A 19,214-nucleotide genomic window follows, 5' to 3' on the forward strand; every position below is an offset into this window, starting at 1 on the left:
TACCCCCACCGTACCGCCTCGATGACCGACGACGGCGACCGACCCGCCCGCCCGCCCGCGCGACGCCTCGCGCCGCGCGTCACCGCGGTGGCGACCCCCGAGCGACTCGCCGCCGCGTTCTTCCTCGCACTCGGCGTCGCCGCGTTCCTGCCGACGCTGGGCGGCGGCTTCCTCCTCCAGCTCGACATGGTGTTCGCCCCCCGCGGCTCACACCTGCAGTTCGCGCTCGACACCAAGGGACCACTCTACTACGGCCGGCTCCCGTTCGTCGCGTTGTTGGACGCGCTCGCGCTCGTCGTTCCCGAGTGGCTCGTCCAGCGGGCCGTCCTCGTCGGGACGGTCGCGGGAGCCGGCTACGCCGCGTACACGGCGACCGACGGCCAGCGACCGATTGCGCGGCTGTTCGCCGGCACGCTCTACGCGGTCAACCCGTTCGTCTACGTGCGACTGCTCGCCGGCCAGTGGTACGTCGCGCTCGGCTACGCCGTGTTGCCGCTCGCGGTCGTCTCGTTCTATCGGTACGTGACCGGCGAGCGGTCACGGCCGACGCGGGCGGTCGGCTGGGCGACGCTCGTCGCCGTCTTCGATCCGCACGTGGCGGTACTGCTCGCGGTCGCCGGCGGTCTCGTGCTGGTCCCGGTCGTCCGCGAGCAGGGCCGTGTCGCGCTCACCCGAGCCGGCCGGTTCGGCGGGTTCGCGGTAAGCGTGAACGCCTACTGGCTGCTGCCGGCGCTCGTGGCCCTCGTCGGGGAAACCTCACAGCTCGCGACCGTGACGGGCGCCGACCTCGTCGTGTTCAGTCCCCGCGGCGCCGTCGCCGGCAACGTCCCGCTCTCGGTGAGTATGCTCTACGGCTTCTGGCGCGGCGGCTACGTCTACCCGTTCGACCTCGTCCCGCTGTGGGTCGTCGTCGGCCTGTTCGCCCTGTTGCTCGGGGTCGCAGTGTACGGCTGGCTCGGGAGCGACGACACGCTGGCCGACGGCCTCGTCCTGACGGCTGTCGTGGGCGGCGTCCTCGGGCTCGGGGTGACGACCGACCTCTCGGCCCCGCTGTTCCGTGCGGTGGCCGCGACGCCCATCGGCGCGGGGATGCGTGAGGCCGGGAAGTTCGTCGCGCTGGTCGCACTCGCGTACGCGCTGCTCGGCGCTCGCGGCGTCACACAGCTCGCCGGGGAACTCGACGCGGCACTCGCGGCTCGCCAGCCGTCTGTGGGCGGCTGGCGACCCGACCGCGAGCAGTTCCGGCGGGGGGTGGCGCTCGCGTTCGCCGTCGCCGTGATTGCGCTCCCGCTCGCCTACACGTTCCCGATGGTCGCCGGCTTCTGGGGGGCGTTCGAGCCGACGCAGTACCCCGACGACTGGCACGCCGCTGACGACCGCTTCGCGGCCGACGGCGGCGACTACCGCGTGCTGTATCTCCCGTGGCACCAGTATCTCGAGTACGAGTGGACCGGCGGCATCGTCGCCTCGCCCGCACCGCTGTTCTTCGACGCGCCGGTGGTGAACAGCCGCGACCCGGAGGTCGGGGTCGGGAGTCAGGCGACCGACCCGACACACGAACGGCTACGCAGCCTGCTCGAAGACCGGGAGGGCAACCGGTTCGGGAGCCGCGTCGCGCCGCTCGGCGTGAAGTACGTCGTCCTCTCGAAGGCCGCCGACTACCCCCAATACGCCTTCCTGCGCGAGCAGACCGACCTTGCGGTCGTCTCGGAGGGCGACCACCTCGTCGTGTTCGAGAATCGGGCGTTCGAGCCGGCACGTGCTGACGCGTGGCCAGCGATGGGACCACCGGTTCCCACCGGTGCGCTCCTCGGCGGCGGACTCCTGTCGCTGGCGACGGTGGGCGCGTTGGCTGCCGGGCGGCGTCAGCGGCCGCACCCGTGAACGCCGCACTCGACTGCCAGGCCCGCCGTACTCACTGACGTGCCCACGAGGCGCCGGCGGCGAGCAAGCCTTTTGCTCGCACGGCCTAACTTCTCCATGCCAGTTCCTCCCGAAGTCGAGGCACTCATCACCGATGCCCCGGTGAGCGCACACCTCGCGACGTCGGTCGACGACCGCCCGCACGTCGCGCCCGTCTGGTACGGCTACCGCGACGGAACCGTCTACTTCGCGACCGGTGGTCGGAAGCTCGCGAACGTCCGGCGGAACCCACGGGTAGCGCTCTCCATCGAGTCGGCGCGCGGCGGTGACGTCGACTGGAACGTGACGCTGCTCGGGCACGCGACGGTCGTCGAGGACCCTGACCGGGTCGCGTGGGCCGAAAGTTGGATCTACGACCGGTACGACGGCGCCGCAACCGACGGCGGTGAGTCCGAAACCGACGACTCGGGTCGTGACTACGAACTGCTCGCGGTCACCGTCGGATCGGTCGCGTGGAACGTCTACGCGTAGCCGCGATCCCTCCATGGCGACGCAAACACCGTTCTCAGCGTCGGAAACCGCCCGCGGAGATTTAAATACTGGCGGCGTGAGGATGTACATAGCCATGCGCGAACACCCATCGGACGTGGACGCCCCATCCGAGCGCCGGCCGTCCTCGTTCGAGGGGTACCTCGCGCACCTCAAACAGCACGGGTCAGGACTGCTCGTCACCGGCGAGACGCCGGAGTGGGTCCAGCAGCACGCCTCGCGGCAGCTGTTCGGGACGACCCTCCCGACCGACGGCGAGCGTCCGCGACGGCGCCTGGTCGTCCGCACCGACCAGGCGTTCGACCCGGCCTGCTACCTCCCGACTGGTGCGCAGGTGGGCGACAACAACGTCGCAGTCGTGGCGGCCAGCCGGCCGACCCGAGGCGCTACGGCCGCCCAGTCGACGGCGACCGCCGGCCCGACCATCGACGACGACCTGACGGCGCTGACGTCGGCCGTGACAGACGCCATCGACGACCTCGCGGCGACCGTCACCCAGCCGGGAGAGCTCCGGGTGGGCGTCACCTCGATCCTCCCGCTCGTCGAGACGGCCGGGCTGGAGGCGGCCGTCACGCTCTGTGACCGCATCGCCTCGGCGACCCGGCGGCACGACGGGATGGCACACATTCACTGCCCGCTCGCCGACACCGACCGGACGGTCGAGGCGTTCCGCACCACCGCCGACGCCCGCGTGGAGATCAGACAGGACGGCAGCCATCCTGTCCAGTGTCGCTGGCACACCCCGTACCCCGAACTGAACCTCCAGCAGCAGTGGGTTGATTTCGTATGAGCGACAGCGAGTCACCGAACGGGACGGCGTTTCACCCGCAGTTCGAGACGCTCGGCCAGCGCCGCGGGCTCCGAGTCACGGACCCCGTCGAAGACGTGCAGTTCTCGCTGTTCACCCCCGAACACGTCTCGCTGACGGCGTGTTCGACCGACGCGGCGCCATGGTGTTTCCCGGTCGACAGTGCGGTTCGCATCCCGACGAACGAACTCTCGATTCCGCTCCGCGTCAACGTCAACGTGCGGACGCCGGACGCCACGCTCGTCGAGTCGGTCGCCGCGAAATCCCCGGGATCGGTCGACGATGTCGGGGCGTACGTCGTCGAGCTGTCGAGCACGCCGATGAAGCTGTATCTCGCCGCCGAGAGCCGGGTGCTGGTGCTTCCGGACGACAACTCGACGGAACTCGTGTTCCCGGACGCCGACGCGGTGCATCTGGGCGCACGCACCCGCCACAAACACCCGGCGCGAACGCTCACGACGACCCGCGACCCGCACGACCTCATGGAGGTCATCTCCGAGTTCGGTGCGGCGCTCAAGACCACCTCGTGTGAGCGCTCGTGGCCGACACTCCGGGGCCATCCCCCCGTCATCGAGTTCGGCGACGAGGTGGAGATTCCGGGTGGGACGCGCCGTCCGGACACCGGGGTTGCCATCGAAGTGCCGCCGACCCCCGAGAAGATCTTCCCGGTCGCGCCGCTCGCCTACTACCTCGGCGCCGAGGTCCGTCCCGGTGCCAGCCCGCGACTCGTCACGGCGTCCGGATTCAGCTACGACCTCACGGGTGCGGGCGGGTTCGAGCGGACCGTCGGGGAGGTGCTCAAACACGTCTTCACGCTGGACTGTCTCACCCGCGTCGAGGGCTACTACCCGGTCGACCTCCACGAGCGCCAGCGGGCGGCGGAGATCCCGTCGCTCGACCTCGAGTTCGCGGCGCTGTACGAACAGCCGCTCGCCGAGCAGCTGGAGACGTACCTCTCGGTGCCGCTCGAGGACGTCGAGCCGCTCCGTCCCGAGTGGCGACTGACCGCGGACGTCGTCCCGGAGCTGGAGCACGCGACCGTCCTCCCGTATCTCGCCGACGAACTGGCGATACTCCGGTGTGCCGAGTACGGCACCGCGACGGCGTCGGTCGAGGCGACGAGCGGAGAGCCGGCGTCGAACGGTGCCGTCTCGGATTTCTGTCGGTCGTCGCCCGCTGAGACATCGGCTGCCGAGCCGTCGCCCGTGGTGACCGACGCGGCCGACGACTTCGTCCGGGGGGCTGGCCACACCGACGCGGTTCGTGGTGCGGCAGACGAGACCAGCTTCGGCGCGGCGCCGGGTCGCCACAACTCCGTGAGTCAGGACGACGTGTTCTACGTCGACGACGCCGACAGCGCCACCCAGACGTACGTCGGCGACGGCTTCCCTATCGGCGCGAACAAGTCCTCGCGGGCGTCGTACGAGCGGCAGTTGACCCTACGGAGCAACGCGCCCGACCGCATCAGCGTCACCGTCGTCTGTAACGACGGCGAGATGCTGGAGGAGCTGGAGGTCGGGAACTACTACGGGATGCGGGACCTCCTCGAGTTCGAGGTCGACATCCAGCAGAACCTGACCCGCGAGGAGCTCCGCGGCGTCTTCGAGTCCGGCTCGGACTTCGTCCACTACATCGGCCACGTCACCGCCGACGGCCTGCAGGCCTCGGACGGCTACCTCGACGCGGGAACGCTCGACGACGTCGGCGTCTCGGCGTTCTTCCTCAACGGCTGCCGGTCGTTCCGGCAGGGGAAGCGACTCGTCGATGCGGGCGCCATCGGCGGCATCGTCACGCTGGAGAACATCCACAACAGCATCGCGACCGAGATCGGCCACCACATCTCGCGACTGCTGAACGCCGGCTGGCCGCTGGACGGCGCGCTGAAACTGGTGAAGGACGACGCGCTCGCCGGGCGGCACTATCTGGTGGTCGGGGACGGGTCGACGGAGATCGTCAACGCCGATGGAGGAACTCCCAATTCACTAGTCATTTCAGCATACGATGACGACCGGTACAAGGTCGAGTTCAACACCTTTCCCACCCAATCGTTCAACCTCGGAACGATAGACAATCCGTTTTTACAGGAGTCTGACACACATTACCTATCCTCTGGTAAACTCGACGAGTTCCTACTCCCCACCGAAGAACTCCAAGAGTTCTGTGCTCACTATTCGCTCCCCCTCCAGTTCGCGAGTGAGTTAGACGAGACGACGATCTCGATTCGGTGGAGCGATGAAATCGAACTGTAGATCCGCAAGCGGAGCCGTAGGTGACGGACTGACGATGTCTCAAGCTGCGGACGGTTGTTCCAGCCCGGCTACTACTCGATTCAACTATGGGCCGGCAGTAGACGCGCTTCCCGCTGCCACACTCCCTGCCTGCGTCAGCAGGAGCAGGATCGTGAACAGGACGCCAGTCATCTTCGGGTTCTCAGCCAGGTAGTTCCGGAACGCGTTGTCGTCGGACATAACAACCGCCGCCTCAGGGGGTGAATAGATTAATCCCGCTGATAGTTCACCTTAAATATAATCAGGGGTTTATCAGCAGACTGCGGGAGGGATGTATGCGTTCCGAGAAGTTTCCGATTCGGGCACAGTTTGTCGTCGGATACACCTCGAGTACATAAGCTATCACGATTAGTTGCGGCAGATTATGGTCGTGCGCGGGGGTGCGCAGCGACGGGACCCCAGCACCCAGCGCGTACTCGCGGTGGTATTCGCAGGCCGTCGCGTCAGCCCACACAGAGGCGGTATCGCCGACCCTCCGTCGGTGGTGTCCGTCGAGTTACTGGGGTCACCGTGTGGGCCCACGTCTACTCTCGTCTCACGCGACACGCCGTCCGGCAGCAACGCCGGGACACGACCAGGCTCTGCCGTGCCGAGGAGCTAGACCAAGATCGCTCGTGAGGTGGGCCGGTCGGCGACCACGATCCCCCACTGAAACCGCAGGTGTCTTGCGAAAATAATTGTAAAAATTGGCGTGGTGGGACACCTCCCACAGAACCCGATAGAGGGAGCTTCGAGACACCGCCAACCGACTGGACAACTGCCGGACGCAGCACCGCACCGATCCGACAGCGCGTCGATCGCAGCCTTCCCACGCGGCCGGTCGTCGGTACTGATTGAGCAGTCGAGTACAGTCCGCACTGGGGAAAACCACTGCCCAAAGCCGGGAACGGCTGTCCAAACGACCCCGTGGACCTGGTTGCGATGAGGGGCCTGCCACTCTCCGACGGACGAGAACGTGCACCGGTGACCGAGCACTCAGCGTCACCCACCCAGTGTTGGCGATGCGGCTACCGAGCTTGGGCGTCGTCCCTGTGGGCATACGCGCGACGACCAGATGACAGGAACAGAAAATACAAATATTTACATCTATTTTGACGCAACCCACACCGTCGAACGGGCGTTCGTCTCCGTCGGGGCCGACCAGGCACGCCGGAACAAGACCTATCACCCTCCGTGCCGGATTCGCCGTATGAGCGATACAGGAGAGTCGTCGGGACGCCGACCGAAGGTCGTCCGACTGCTCGACGAGTACGGGCTCGGCTCGCTCGGCGACGAGCTCGAACGCCGATGGACCGCGGAGGGCGACGACCGGATGAGCCTCCGGGCACTCGCCGACTACTTCAACAAACAGCTGCTCGCGACGGCTATGGCCGAGGTGGGGCTCCAGCCGCTGGACGGCGAGGTCGACAACGTCTATCGACTGCTGACCGGCGACGTGAGCGGGGCGGACCGGACGCGGACCGAGCGCCGGCTCGAACGCGAAGGCGTCGACGTCGAAGGGCTCCGCAGCGACTTCCTCACCTACCAGGCCATCCGGACGTATCTCAAGGAGTACCGGGGCGCGGAGTACGCGACCGACGACCGCGAACGCACGGTCGTCGAAGCCGAGAACATCGGGCGTCTCCGGGGACGCACGGCCGTGGTGGTCGAGAGCAAGATCGACCAGCTCCGGGACGCCGGCCACCTAGAAATCGGCGACCCCCAGACGTTCGTGGAGGTTCGCGTGCTCTGTGCCGACTGCGGTGGCCAGTACGAAATCGACGAACTGCTCGACCGCGGCCACTGTGACTGCCAGCCCGAGTCGGAGCCGTAACCCGAGGGCAAGCTCACCCGCGTAAGAAAGAGTTATGCCGTCACGAACACCAAACGGATTTATGAGCGTACCAGAGTCAGCACACGCCGAGGCAGAGGTCACCGTCGAAAACGTCGGTGGGATCGAAGCCTCGACCGTCACCTTCTCGCCAGGCGTCACGATACTCGTCGGCCGCAACGCCACCAACCGTACATCGTTCCTGCAGGCGGTGATGGCGGCGCTCGGCAGCAAGAACGTGAGCATCAAGGGCGACGCCGACGAGGCCGAGGTCGAACTCACGCTCGGCGACGAGACGTACACCCGGCGCCTCCAGCGCCGACAGGGGAGCGTCGTGACCGACGGGACGCCGTACCTCGAGGACGCCGAACTCGCGGACCTGTTCGCGTTCCTCCTGGAGTCGAACGAGGCGCGACGCGCAGTCGCCACCAGCGGCGACCTCCGCGAGCTCATCATGCGGCCGATCGACACCGACGAGATCCACGCCGAGATCGACCGACTCGTCAGCGAACGCGAGCGGCTCGAACGCGAACTCGACGAGATCGACGAGCTGAAAGGTGAGCTGCCGGAGCTCGAGTCGAAGCGGACCCGTCTCGAGGAGGATATCGAGGAGAAGAAGGCCGAACTGGAGGCCAAAGAGGAGGAGCTCGAGGCTGCCGACGCGGACGTCGAAGAGCAACAGGCCGAGAAGTCCGAGCTCGAATCGGAGCTCGAGCGGCTCCGCTCGAAGCGGTCGGCGCTCGACGACGTCCGCTACGACCTCGAGACCGAGCGCGAGAGTCTCGACGCGCTGAAAGGCGAGCGCCGCGAACTCGAAGCCGAGGCCGAGGAGCTACCCGAGACGCCGATGGGTGAACTGGAGGAGGTGGAGTCGGAGCTGCGACAGCTCCGCGAGCAGAAACAGCGGCTCGAGACGGAGGTGAGCGAACTCCAGAGCGTCATCGGGTTCAACGAAGAGCTACTCGAGGACACCGGCTCGGGCGTGTTCGCCGGGCTCTCCGACGGGGAGGGGGGCGCGCTCACCGACCAGCTCCTCGACGACGACGAGGTGACTTGCTGGACCTGCGGGAGCGAAGTCGAGCGGGACCAGATCGAGTCGACCGTGGGCCGGCTCCGCGAGCTCAGCCAGGAGACGGTGAGCGAGGTGAACGCGCTGGACACCGAGATCAACGACCTGACGAGCGAAAAGCGCGACCTCGAACAGTCGCAGCGGGAGCGTGACCGCATCGAGCGGCGGCTGGCCGACATCGACGACGAGATCGAGGACAGCGAGGCCCGCATCGAGTCGCTGCAGGAGCGCCGGGAGGCGCTGACCGAGGAGATCGAAGCGGTCGAGGCCGACGTCGAGGCGCTCGAAGACGAGGACCACAGCGCGGTGCTCGACCTCCACAAGGAGGCGAACCAGCTCGAGTACGAGCTCGGCCGGCTGGAGACGGACCTCGAGCGCGTCGAGAGCGAGATCACCGACCTCGAAGCCCGCATCGAGACCGAAGCCGACGTCGAGGCACAGCGCGACGAGGTGACCACCGAGATCGAGACCCTCCGGACGAAGATCGAGCGCATCGAACAGGGCGCCGTCGAGGAGTTCAACGAGCACATGGACACCGTCCTCGAACTGCTCGACTACGCCAACCTCGACCGCATCTGGCTCGAGCGGGTCGAACGCGAGGTCCGCGAGGGCCGGCGCAAGGTGACGAAGGGCGTGTTCGAGCTCCACGTCGTCCGCACGACGGAGTCCGGTGCGGCGTACGAGGACACGGTCGACCACCTCTCGGAGAGCGAACGCGAGGTGACGGGACTCGTGTTCGCACTGGCGGGCTACCTCGCACACGAGGTGTACGAGACGCTCCCGTTCATGCTGCTCGACTCGCTCGAGGCCATTGACTCCGAGCGCATCGCGACGCTCGTCGAGTATCTCACCGACTACACCGACTACCTCCTGGTCGCCCTCCTCCCCGAAGACGCCGCCGCGCTTCCGGACGAGTACGAGCGCGTCACCGAGATTTAAGTCGACGGCGAGGCGGTTTCGATAACACGACTACTATTGTTATCACAGGAGCGGTCGAATCCGCCGTAGTCCCCCCAAAGCAGGTGACGGCAACGCCACAGACCCTGCCCAACCCGTGTCGGCGTTACGAACATCTATGAACTATCGGGAAACACGAGAACGCAGATGAGATTCGTTTCAAAATTGTCCCGTAGCAGCACCTCGCAGAGCCGATTATCGGAGTAAATGCCGATCCGACCGCTCTGGAATCGCTCGCACATCCCCTCTCAGTTCACAGAGTATCGTGAGTTAGAGGCCGTAGACTCGAAGAGTAGTGGTTGAGAACGTCGAGTCTCGCGATAGCGAACAGTCGCTACGAGTGGGCGAGGTTCAGCTCGAGTTCGTTCACGACGCTCTGGACGAGGTCGGGGATCTCGCGTTCGAGCCGGTCGCCCCGCATCCGGTGGGTCGGAGCGGCGACCGCGAACGCGCCGAGGACCTCTCTGTCGGGACCGCGAAGCGGCACGCCCACGGCCCGGAGTCCGTCGGTGCTCTCCTCGTAGTTGTAGGCGAACCCGCGTTCGCGAATCGTCTCGAGTTCGTCGAACAGTTCCTCCGGGTCAGTGATAGTGTTCGGCGTCGCCGCCGGGAGCCCGTTGGTCTCGATGATGTCGTGGACACGCTCGTCGGGGAGCTGCGCGAGTATCGACTTCCCACCGGCGGTATGGTGGAGGTAGAACCGCTTGCCGACCCGCCCCTTCGTGAGGACGCCGCGACGCCCCGTATCCCGGAACAGGACCACCGCGCGGCCGTGCTCCATCGTGCTGAACTGCGCGGTCTCCTCGGTCTCCTCAGCGATCTCGCGCAGCTTCGCGCGAATGACGCGAGCGCCGTCGCGTCGAGAGCGGACGTGGGCACCGATGTCGAGGAACCGGAGTCCGAGCCGATACTCGTCGCCCTCCTTGGAGACGAAATCCCCGGATGCGAGCGTCGCGAGGTGCTTGTACACCGAGCTCTTCGAGAGCCCGGTCGCCCGAGCCAGTTCCGTCACGCCCGCGGACTCTCGTGCCTGCAGCTCCGTAACGATAGCGAACGTGTTCTCGAGACTCTTGAGCCGCTGTGTGCCCCCATCGGCCCCGTCATCGGGTGTGTTACGCGTCGGCATTGGCGTATCGAGTCGTTCGTCTCATTCGTGATAAATTTCACTATGAAGAAACGGCACTCCGGCAGTAGCCGGTCCGTTTATATGTGGCAGTGCGAGGGTACCGCGCGACCGGGTAGCGGGTGGAGTCAGGCCGACCCGTAGGTCGGTCACCGCAGGTTCGAGACCCCGGCCACGGACCGTGGCAACTGCGGACACGTTCCGAACCATTAATACCGCCGCTCCCAAGGCATCGGTGTATGCTCGACTACGTGGGTCTCGAGAGAGACCTGACCGAGGAGGAGCGAATGGTCCGTGACACGGCCCGGGAGTTCGTCGACGACAAGATCCGACCGGACATCGGCGACCACTGGATCGAGGGGACGTTCCCGACCGAACTCATCGAAGAGATGGGCGAGCTGGGGTTCTACGCCCCCAACCTGGAGGGCTACGGCCTGCCCGGCCTGAGCGAGACGGCCTACGGCCTGCTGATGCAGGAACTCGAAGCCGGCGACTCGGGCCTGCGGTCGATGGCATCGGTCCAGGGAGCACTGGCGATGTACCCGATTCACGCGTACGGTTCCGACGAGCAGAAGGACGCCTGGTTGGAGGACATGGGCGAAGGGAAGGCCGTCGGCTGTTTCGGCCTAACGGAGCCGAACCACGGGTCGAACCCGACCGCCATGGAGACCTACGCCGAGAGCGATGGCGACGGCTACGTGCTGAACGGCACGAAGACCTGGATTACGAACTCGCCACTCGCCGACCTCGCGGTGGTCTGGGCACGGGACCGCTCCGCTGACGACACCCCAGTCCGCGGGTTCATCGTCGAGACCGACCGCGACGGAGTCGCGACCCCCAAAATCGAGGAGAAGCTCTCGCTGCGCGCCTCGATTACGGGCCAGATCGAACTCACCAACGTCCACGTCCCCGAGGAGAACGTCCTGCCCGGCGTCACGGGCATGAAGGGCCCGCTCTCCTGTTTGACGCAGGCGCGCTACGGCATCGCCTGGGGCGCCATCGGCGCGGCGCAGGACTCGTTCGAGACGGCGCGCGAGTACGCGACCGACCGCGAGCAGTTCGGCAAGCCCATCGGCTCCTTCCAGATTCAACAGGAGAAACTCGCCGAGATGGCCACCCAGATCACGAACGCGCAGTTGCTGGCCCATCGACTCGCCGAGCTGAAAGAGCGCGGTGAGCTTCGCCCGGAGCAGGTGTCGATGGCCAAGCGCAACAACGTCCGGATGGCTCGCGACCAGTCGCGTGTCGCCCGCGAGATGCTGGGCGGCAACGGCATCACCGCCGATTACTCGCCGATGCGCCACATGGCCAATCTGGAGACTGTCTACACCTACGAGGGCACCCACGACATCCACTCGCTCATCCTCGGCCACGACCTCACCGGGATTCCCGCCTTTGAGTGATGACGATGGAACTGCAACAGCCAGTCGTCGTCTCGGCGGTTCGCACAGCCCAGGGCAAGGAGGGCGGCGTGTTCTCCGGGGTCCGGAGCGAGGACCTCTCGGTGCCGCTGGTGAACGAGATGCTCGACCAGACGGGGCTCACCGGCGCGGACGTGGACGACGTCCGCTGGGGCTGTGCCCAGCAGGAGGGCGAACAGGGCAACAACATCGCCCGCGTCATCGCGCTCCTCTCCGAACTGGGCGAGTCGGTCCCCGGCGTGACCATCGACCGACTCTGTGCTTCGTCGGCGGAGGCCATCATCTCTGCCTCTGATGCGATTCGCGCCGGCCAGCGCGACTGCATCATCGCTGGGGGTGTCGAGCAGATGACCCGCGTCTCCCGGAAGTACGGCATCGGCAACTATCCGGGGATTGCGGCGGCGTGGGACCCCGACGACCTCCAGATGGGGTCGACCGCCGAGGCCGTCGCCGAGCGGTACGACATCTCGCGCGAACAGCAGGACTCCTACGGCGCCCGCTCCCAGCAGCGTGCGGTCGCCGCCACGGAGGCCGGGAAGTTCGACGACGAGATCGTCCCCATCGAGACCCCTGATGGGCCCGTCACCGAGGATGAAGGGCTGCGCCCGGGCACGACCGCCGAGTCCATCGCCGGACTCCCGCCCGCGTTCCAGGAGGACGGGACCGTCACCGCCGCGAACGCCTCGCAGATTTCGGACGGGGCCGCGGGCCTCATGATCACCTCCCGGTCGTTCGCCGAGGAGCACGGCCTCGACGTGCTGGCCGAAATCGGCCACCACAACGTCGCGGGCGTCGACCCCGAGGTCATGGGCATCGGCCCCATCCCCGCCTGTGAAGGGCTGTTCGAGCGCGCGGGCACGACGGCCAGCGACTACGACCTCGTCGAACTCAACGAGGCGTTCGCCTCCCAGACGCTCTACTGCCAGCAGGAGCTCGGCTTCGACGACGACGTGTTCAACGTCAACGGTGGCGCCATCGCTATCGGCCACCCGCTCGGTGCGTCGGGGGCACGCCTGCCCGTCACGCTCATCCACGAGATGCACCGCCGCGACGCCCAGCTCGGGCTCGCCACCGAGTGTGTCGGCTACGGCCAGGGCGCAGCCATCGAGTTCGCCCTGCCGTAGCGCCGCCGCTCCTCCTCTCGGTTCGACGCGAAACGACGGTGTCGCCCGCCTACAGCAGCTGGTCGGCGATGATGTTCTTCTGGATCTCCGAGGTCCCCTCGTAGATCTTCGTGATGCGAGCGTCGCGGTAGTAGCGCTCGGCGGGGTGGTCCGTGACGTAGCCGGCCCCACCGTGGACCTGGATGGACTCGTCGGCCACGTCGACAGCGTGCTCGGAGGCGAACAGCTTCGCCATGCTGGAGAACCGCGCCGCGAGCGACTGGTCGCCCTCTTCGACCGCGGCGGCCGCACGGTACGTCAGCGAGCGAGCCGCCTCGACGTCCGTCGCCATCTCCGCGAGCTTGTGCTGGATGGCCTGGAACTCGCCGATCTGCTGGTCGAACTGCTCGCGCTCGCCCGCGTAGTCGACGGCGGCGTCGAGTGCCCCCTGTGCGGCGCCGACGGCCTGCGAGGCGACGTTCGTCCGCCCGGAGGCGAAGAACTCCATCAGCTGGTAGAAGCCACGGTCGACCTCACCGATGACGTTCTCCTCGGGGACGCGCACGTCGTCGAGGACGATCTCGGCGAGGTCCGAGGCGCGAATGCCGAGCTTGTTGTCGATCTTCGTCGGCTTCCAGCCGTCGAGTTCCGTGGGGACGAGGAACGCGGTGATGCCGCGGTGCCCCTCGTCGGGGCTCGTCTTCGCCATCACGACCGCGACGTCGGCGACCGTCCCGTTGGTGATCCACATCTTGTTCCCACTGAGAACGTACTCGTCACCGTCCTGAGTCGCCTCCGGCGACTCAGGGCTCGCCGAGCTCTGCTCGGCGGTGTCCTTCTCGGCAGTCGTCTCGATGCCCGCGACGTTCGAGCCGTGTGCGGGCTCCGAGATGGCGCTGGCGGAGGCGGTCTCGCCGGCTGCGATCTTCGGGAGCCACTCCTCTTTCATCCACTCGTCGCCGAACTCGATGATCATGTCCGTCCCGAACCCTGCCGAGCCGACGGCGGAGCCGATGCCGCCGTCCGCGCGCCATAGCTCCTCGGTGACGATGACCGTCGAAAGCTTGTCCATCCCCGCGCCGCCGTACTCGACGGGGATGTTCGGCGCGACGAAGTCGAACTCCGCCGCCTTCCGGCGGATGTCTTCGGGGTACGCGCCCTGTTCGTCGTGTTCCTGTGCGACCGGCACGATCTCGGCTTCCGCGAACTCGCGGACGGCTTGCCGGATCGCGCGATGCTCGTCGCTAAGCTTGAACGCCATACTCCGAGGTGCGACTACGCTGGCAAGTAGCTACCGATGCCCCCTGAATCTGCCGAGACGACCCACGACCGAACGACTGCGACCGGGTACGGGTGCGGTTACTCCGAGGCCGACTCCAGTTCGAACTTCTGGACCTTGCCGGTCGTCGTCCGGGGGAGCTCGTCGACGATGGCGACCTCGCGGGGGTGTTTGTACGCGGCAAGCGCGTCCAGACAGTACTCCGTGACCGCCTCGCCGGTGAGCTCCGCATCCGGGACGGGAACGACGAACGCCTTCACCGTCTCCCCGCGGCGCTCGTCGGGGACGCCGACGACCGCGGCCTCCGCGATGTCCGGGTGCTCGTACAGCAGCTCCTCGATTTCACGGGGATAGACGTTGTAGCCGCCGGTCACGATCATGTGCTTGTCGCGGTCGACGACGTAGAAGTAGTCGCCCTCGTCCCAGTAGCCGAGGTCGCCGGTGTGGAACCACCGCGCCCCGTCGGCCTCGGTGAACGCAGACTCGTTCGCCTCCGGCAGCCCGTAGTACCCCTGCATCACGTTCGGGCCGGCGACGACGAGTTCGCCGATGACGTCGTCGAGGTCCGTCTCGTCGCCGACGGGACCGCGCTCGACGCGCGGCTGCTCGGTGAAGTCGGGGGCGACGATCTTCGCGTCGACGCCGTCGAGCGGCTTGCCGATGCTTCCGGGGCGACGGGCGCCGGGCTTGTTCGCGTGGGTCGTCGGGCTCGTCTCGGTGAGGCCGTACCCCTCGTACAGCTCGGCGTCGAACAGCGCCTCGAACCGTTCGAGCACCTCGATGGGAAGGGAGGCGCCGCCGGAGTTGACGAACCGGAGCGACCCGAGGTCGTACGAGTCGGCGTCGGGCTGGTTGATCATGTCGTTGAACATCGCGGGGACGCCGTACATCACGGTGAGTTCGTCCTCGTCGATGGCCGTCATCACCTCGGCGGCGTCCCACTCGGTCACCGGGTAGTAGGCCGCGCCGTTGACGAGTGCGGCGTTCATCACGACCGACATCCCGTAGATGTGGAACAGCGGGAGCGTCCCGACGAGCCCATCGTCGGGGCCGAGTCCGCCGTCGAGCAGTTCGGCGTTCGTCCGGCTCGTCCACGCGAGGTTGTGATGCGAGAGGAGCACGCCCTTCGGCGTCCCCGTCGTCCCCGAGGTGTACGGCTGGACCGCCACGTCGTCGTCCGCGCGGTCGACGATCGGGAGCGTCTCGTCGGCGAGGAACGACTCGAAGTCAGTCGCCCCGTCGGCGGCACCGCCGACGCTCACGACGTGTTCCACGTCGGTCTCCTCGCGCACCGAGTCGACGGCGGCGGCGTTCTCCGCCAGCGTCACGACGGCCGTCGCCCCAGAGTCCGAGAGCAGGTGGCTGATCTCGCGGGCCTTGTACTGGGGGTTCATCGGGACGACGATGCCGCCCGCTCGAAGGGTTCCGTAGAACGCAGTCACGAACTGCGGGAGGTTCGGGAGGTAGATGGCGACGCGGTCGCCGGGCTCGACGCCGCGGTCGGCGAGGGCCGCCGCGAACCGGCCGGTCCGCTCCCAGAACGTCTCGTAGGTGGTCGTCGATCCGCCGTACACGATCGCCGCTTCCGTGGGGTGGGCTGTCACGGCGTCGGCGACCTCGGTCACGAGGTTCGTCATGCAGTCGTCCGGGGAAATGAAGAACGCGGATAAAAGCGTTCGCACTCCGACATCCACGACACCGACCGGGTCACCGGTCGGTACGTCGAACTATACACTGTTAGCGTTCTTGTTACTGGTCTGCAACAATGTTGCGAAAATATGGGCGTCTACCAGAAACTATTAATCGTGGTGTTCACAACGTGGAGGCAGAATGCGACAGAGTTCTTCACGTAGCAGTGTCAAGCGTCGCGCGTTCCTGAGTGCCGCCGGTGCGGCCGGCATCGCTGGGCTCGCGGGCTGTACGGGCCAGAGCGGGGACGGCGGCGACGGCAGCGATGGCAGCGACGGCGGGAGTTCGGGGCAGTCCAGCGGCGGGAGCAGCGGTGGCAGCTCCGGCCCGACGGACATGGTCATGACGACGTCGACGGAGACGACGGCGGCGTACGCGATGAGCCAGGGCATCGCGGCGGTCGTCAACGAGAACAGCGAGGAGGTGCGTCTCGACGCGCGCCCCAGCGAGGGGACGAACGCGAACATCGGGCGACTCGACCGCGGCGAGGTCCAGATCGCGTACATCCAGAACTGGACCGCCGCGAAGATCAACGCCGGCGAGAAGCCGTTCGGCGATCTCTCCTTCACGCCGAACCAGGTGTTCCACCTGTACGACCTCGGCTGGTTCCTCGCGACGGCCAACGACGGCTGGGAGACGGCCGCCGACATCGAGTCCGGCAGCCGCGTCTCGCCGACGCCCCGTGGCTCCGGGACCGCGGAGATGCTGGAGACGGCGCTCAACTACTCCACGGAGGACTACGAGCGCGTCAGCATCGACTACGGCGGGCAGGGCAGCGCAATGAGCGAGGGTCGCCTCGACGTCGGCGCCGCCACGCTGGTCAACTTCTCCATCGAGCCCGGCTGGCTCCAGGAGATGAAGGGGACGACGGACCTCCGGATGCTCGGCTGGTCCGACGAGACGGTCGCGAAGATGGAGGAGAACCCCGGACTGCTCCTGACCGAAGTCGACACCGGCGACCTCGAGAACTACGCCTACACGCCCGACCCGGTGACGATGCCGTCGCTCGCGTACAACTTCGTCGTCCGGAACGACTTCAGCTACGACGCCGTCTACAACCTGCTCTCGACGATGTGGGAGCAGCGCGACGACCTCGGCGAGTACCACGGCCTGCTGAACACGCTGGCCGACGGCGAGTTCTGGACCAAGAACGCCTACGACGACGTCCCGTTCCACCCGGCGGCCGCCGACTTCTATCAGGAGCAGGGCCTCTGGTCGGACGAGTTCACCCGCGGCGAGGAGTGACCCCGCTGCGATGGAGACCCCCACCGTCACCCGGGAACGCGCGCTGACGAGTCTCATCACCGTCATCGGCGTCGGCCTGACCGCGTACATGCTGTTCTACGCGTTCGACCGGCCGTTCGTCCGGGTCCGACACTCGAACATCTTCCTCGGCGCCGGTGTGGCCCTGTTCTACCTCTACGAGACGAAGAAACACGTCTTCGGCACCGACGACCTCGAGGCCTACCGCGACCGCGACATCGAGTACGACGGCAGTCTCACGGGCCGCATCCAGTCCGTCGTCGGCCCGTACGACGGCTACGTCACGCTACTCTCGGCCGTGCTGGCCGTGGGTGTCGCCGCCTACGTCGAACTGAACTTCCAGCGGCTCCAGTTCGACGCGCCCGTCCTCGGCTACTCGCAGGCCGACTTCGTCGTCGGCGCGCTCATCGTACTCCTCGTCTCGGACGCGACCAGACGCGCCTACGGGATGGCCATCACCTCGGTGGTCATCGCAGCCGTCGCCTACGCGATGGCCGGCCCGTGGCTCCCCGGCTTCCTCGGGCACACCGGCATGTCGTGGCAGGACGTCGCCCGCTTCGGCGCCATCGGCCTCAGCGGCACCTACGGCTTCATCCTCGGCGTCGGGACGACGTGGGTGGCCATCTTCATCATGTTCGCCGGGATGGCCAAGACGTTCGGCGCGCTCGACTACATCCTCGACGTGGGGACCGAGCTGGGCAACAAGCTCCGCTCGGGCGTCGTGCAGGTCGCGGTCATCTCGAGCATGGCGATGGGCTCCATCACCGGGAGCGCCGCCGCCAACACCGCGACCACCGGCAGCTTCACCATCCCGATGATGAAGCGACAGGGCGTCCGCGAGGACTTCGCGGCGGCTATCGAGAGCGTCGCCTCCTCCGGCGGGCAGATGATGCCACCGGTGATGGGCGTCGCCGCGTTCATCATGGCCGACATCCTGCAGGTGCCCTACGTCCGCATCATCCAGGCCGGCCTGCTCCCGGCGCTCTTGTTCTACTTCAGCGTCGGTATCGCGGTCCAGTTCGTCGTCCTCAAGTTCGGCTGGACGACCGAGAAGACCGGCGAGTTCGACCGAAGTATCCTCCGTGGTGGCGCGCACTTCGCCATCCCGCTGGGGGTACTCGTCTACACGCTCGTGGTCCTGCGGCTCACGCCGCTCTCCGCCGGCCTCTACACCGCGCTCACGATGGTCGGGACGATGTACGTGCGGAACCTCGCCGTCGACGGCCCCTCGGTCGGGACGCTGGTCGACACGACGGCCCAGACGCTCCGTGGGTTCCGCGACGGCGCGGTCGACATGGCACCGCTCGTCGGCGTGCTGGCCGCGATGGGCATCATCATCAGCATGCTCACGCAGACCGGGCTGGCACAGAAGATCTCGATCCGGATGGTGGGGCTCGCGGGCGGCGTGCTCATCGCCGTCCTCCTGATGGCGATGGTGCTCAGCATCCTGTTCGGACTGGGGATGCCGACGCCCGCGGCCTACATCCTCGTGGTCATCCTCGTCGCGCCCGGTATCATCCAGGTCGGCGTGCCCGAGATAACGGCCCACCTGTTCGTCTTCTACTTCGCGATGCTCTCGGCCATCACGCCACCGGTCGCGGTGGCGGTCGCGGTCGGGGCACGCATCGCGGACGCCGACTTCCTGCAGACGGGGATGCAGGCCCTGCGCATCGGTGCGCCCGGCTTCTTCATCCCGTTCGCGTTCATCTCGAATCCGAGTCTCATCTTCTGGTCGTTCCCGTCGACGCTGCTCCACGCGGGTATCGTCTTCGTCGGCGTCGTCGCGCTCGTCGCGTCGACCACCGGCTACGACGGGCGACACGACCTCGGGCTGCCACACCGGGGGGCGTACCTCGGCCTCTCGGTCGTGGCGCTCTACGCGCCGATGACCGCGGTGCAGGTCGGAGCCGCGACGCTCGCGCTCGCGGGGCTGGGGCTGGCGCACTTCGACCGCCTGCCGGCCGCCGTGACGCCGGCGAAGGAGTAACCCCC

Annotated in this window: 14 protein-coding genes; 10 read left to right on the forward strand and 4 right to left on the reverse strand. The window is 67.1% G+C overall.

The window, feature by feature from the left end; all coding sequences use genetic code 11:
* Nucleotides 1-21: 21 nt before the first annotated feature.
* The 4 genes from NL126_RS04810 (at nt 22) to NL126_RS04825 (ending at nt 5,469) form a co-directional block, all read left to right on the forward strand.
* On the forward strand, nt 22-1,884 hold the full coding sequence (locus tag NL126_RS04810) for a hypothetical protein (protein WP_255197782.1): 1,863 nt from the start codon (nt 22-24) through the stop codon (nt 1,882-1,884).
* Between the two features lie 96 nt (nt 1,885-1,980).
* Nucleotides 1,981-2,394, forward strand: coding sequence for a pyridoxamine 5'-phosphate oxidase family protein (locus tag NL126_RS04815; RefSeq protein WP_255197783.1), 414 nt, complete (start codon nt 1,981-1,983; stop codon nt 2,392-2,394).
* A 94-nt stretch (nt 2,395-2,488) separates the two neighbouring features.
* Nucleotides 2,489-3,202 (forward strand): DUF7504 family protein, encoded by a 714-nt coding sequence (locus NL126_RS04820; RefSeq protein WP_255197784.1) that lies wholly within the window; start codon nt 2,489-2,491, stop codon nt 3,200-3,202.
* On the forward strand, nt 3,199-5,469 hold the full coding sequence (locus NL126_RS04825) for a hypothetical protein (protein WP_255197785.1): 2,271 nt from the start codon (nt 3,199-3,201) through the stop codon (nt 5,467-5,469). Before NL126_RS04820 ends, NL126_RS04825 begins: the two co-directional genes overlap by 4 nt.
* An 84-nt stretch (nt 5,470-5,553) precedes the next feature.
* Here NL126_RS04825 and NL126_RS04830 read toward each other — a convergent pair whose 3' ends face one another.
* Nucleotides 5,554-5,688: a DUF7503 family protein gene (locus NL126_RS04830; protein WP_255197786.1), complete on the reverse strand. Its 135-nt coding sequence runs from the start codon at nt 5,686-5,688 to the stop codon at nt 5,554-5,556.
* Between the two features lie 1,009 nt (nt 5,689-6,697).
* Between NL126_RS04830 and rdfA the strand changes: the two genes are divergently transcribed.
* Both rdfA and NL126_RS04840 read left to right on the forward strand, forming a co-directional pair.
* Entirely contained in the window at nt 6,698-7,321 is a 624-nt protein-coding gene (rdfA, locus tag NL126_RS04835; protein WP_255197787.1) for a rod-determining factor RdfA, read from the forward strand.
* Between the two features lie 61 nt (nt 7,322-7,382).
* Entirely contained in the window at nt 7,383-9,326 is a 1,944-nt protein-coding gene (locus tag NL126_RS04840; RefSeq protein ID WP_255197788.1) for an archaea-specific SMC-related protein, read from the forward strand.
* A 352-nt stretch (nt 9,327-9,678) separates the two neighbouring features.
* Here NL126_RS04840 and NL126_RS04845 read toward each other — a convergent pair whose 3' ends face one another.
* The gene (locus NL126_RS04845) at nt 9,679-10,470 is read right to left on the reverse strand and encodes an IclR family transcriptional regulator (RefSeq protein WP_255197789.1); all 792 of its coding nucleotides are present in this window, start codon (nt 10,468-10,470) and stop codon (nt 9,679-9,681) included.
* Between the two features lie 236 nt (nt 10,471-10,706).
* On the opposite strand from NL126_RS04845, the gene NL126_RS04850 reads away from it, so the two are divergent.
* Both NL126_RS04850 and NL126_RS04855 read left to right on the forward strand, forming a co-directional pair.
* The gene (locus NL126_RS04850) at nt 10,707-11,870 is read left to right on the forward strand and encodes an acyl-CoA dehydrogenase family protein (RefSeq protein ID WP_255197790.1); all 1,164 of its coding nucleotides are present in this window, start codon (nt 10,707-10,709) and stop codon (nt 11,868-11,870) included.
* A gap of 5 nt (nt 11,871-11,875) precedes the next feature.
* Nucleotides 11,876-13,012, forward strand: coding sequence for a thiolase family protein (locus NL126_RS04855; RefSeq protein ID WP_255197791.1), 1,137 nt, complete (start codon nt 11,876-11,878; stop codon nt 13,010-13,012).
* A 49-nt stretch (nt 13,013-13,061) separates the two neighbouring features.
* On the opposite strand, the gene NL126_RS04860 is transcribed toward NL126_RS04855, so the two are convergent.
* Complete coding sequence (locus NL126_RS04860; RefSeq protein WP_255197792.1) at nt 13,062-14,252, reverse strand: acyl-CoA dehydrogenase family protein; 1,191 nt, start codon at nt 14,250-14,252, stop codon at nt 13,062-13,064.
* Between the two features lie 98 nt (nt 14,253-14,350).
* Complete coding sequence (locus NL126_RS04865) at nt 14,351-15,907, reverse strand: long-chain-fatty-acid--CoA ligase (RefSeq protein WP_255197793.1); 1,557 nt, start codon at nt 15,905-15,907, stop codon at nt 14,351-14,353.
* Nucleotides 15,908-16,100: 193 nt separating this feature from the next.
* On the opposite strand from NL126_RS04865, the gene NL126_RS04870 reads away from it, so the two are divergent.
* Nucleotides 16,101-17,204, forward strand: coding sequence for a TAXI family TRAP transporter solute-binding subunit (locus tag NL126_RS04870; protein WP_255197794.1), 1,104 nt, complete (start codon nt 16,101-16,103; stop codon nt 17,202-17,204).
* A 10-nt stretch (nt 17,205-17,214) separates the two neighbouring features.
* Nucleotides 17,215-19,209 carry a TRAP transporter permease gene (locus NL126_RS04875; protein ID WP_255197795.1) on the forward strand — a complete coding sequence of 665 codons (1,995 nt, stop codon included), beginning with the start codon at nt 17,215-17,217 and terminating at the stop codon, nt 19,207-19,209.
* The last annotated feature ends 5 nt before the right edge of the window (nt 19,210-19,214 follow it).

Source organism: Halorarius litoreus (genome assembly GCF_024362405.1).
Lineage (GTDB): Archaea > Halobacteriota > Halobacteria > Halobacteriales > Haloarculaceae > Halorarius > Halorarius litoreus.

Coding starts and splice junctions, on each gene's coding strand:
- NL126_RS04810 (WP_255197782.1), top strand. CDS start 22: ATGACCGACGACGGCGACCGACCCGCCCGCCCGCCCGCGCGACGCCTC.
- NL126_RS04815 (WP_255197783.1), top strand. CDS start 1,981: ATGCCAGTTCCTCCCGAAGTCGAGGCACTCATCACCGATGCCCCGGTG.
- NL126_RS04820 (WP_255197784.1), top strand. CDS start 2,489: ATGCGCGAACACCCATCGGACGTGGACGCCCCATCCGAGCGCCGGCCG.
- NL126_RS04825 (WP_255197785.1), top strand. CDS start 3,199: ATGAGCGACAGCGAGTCACCGAACGGGACGGCGTTTCACCCGCAGTTC.
- NL126_RS04830 (WP_255197786.1), bottom strand. CDS start 5,688: ATGTCCGACGACAACGCGTTCCGGAACTACCTGGCTGAGAACCCGAAG.
- rdfA (WP_255197787.1), top strand. CDS start 6,698: ATGAGCGATACAGGAGAGTCGTCGGGACGCCGACCGAAGGTCGTCCGA.
- NL126_RS04840 (WP_255197788.1), top strand. CDS start 7,383: ATGAGCGTACCAGAGTCAGCACACGCCGAGGCAGAGGTCACCGTCGAA.
- NL126_RS04845 (WP_255197789.1), bottom strand. CDS start 10,470: ATGCCGACGCGTAACACACCCGATGACGGGGCCGATGGGGGCACACAG.
- NL126_RS04850 (WP_255197790.1), top strand. CDS start 10,707: ATGCTCGACTACGTGGGTCTCGAGAGAGACCTGACCGAGGAGGAGCGA.
- NL126_RS04855 (WP_255197791.1), top strand. CDS start 11,876: ATGGAACTGCAACAGCCAGTCGTCGTCTCGGCGGTTCGCACAGCCCAG.
- NL126_RS04860 (WP_255197792.1), bottom strand. CDS start 14,252: ATGGCGTTCAAGCTTAGCGACGAGCATCGCGCGATCCGGCAAGCCGTC.
- NL126_RS04865 (WP_255197793.1), bottom strand. CDS start 15,907: ATGACGAACCTCGTGACCGAGGTCGCCGACGCCGTGACAGCCCACCCC.
- NL126_RS04870 (WP_255197794.1), top strand. CDS start 16,101: ATGCGACAGAGTTCTTCACGTAGCAGTGTCAAGCGTCGCGCGTTCCTG.
- NL126_RS04875 (WP_255197795.1), top strand. CDS start 17,215: ATGGAGACCCCCACCGTCACCCGGGAACGCGCGCTGACGAGTCTCATC.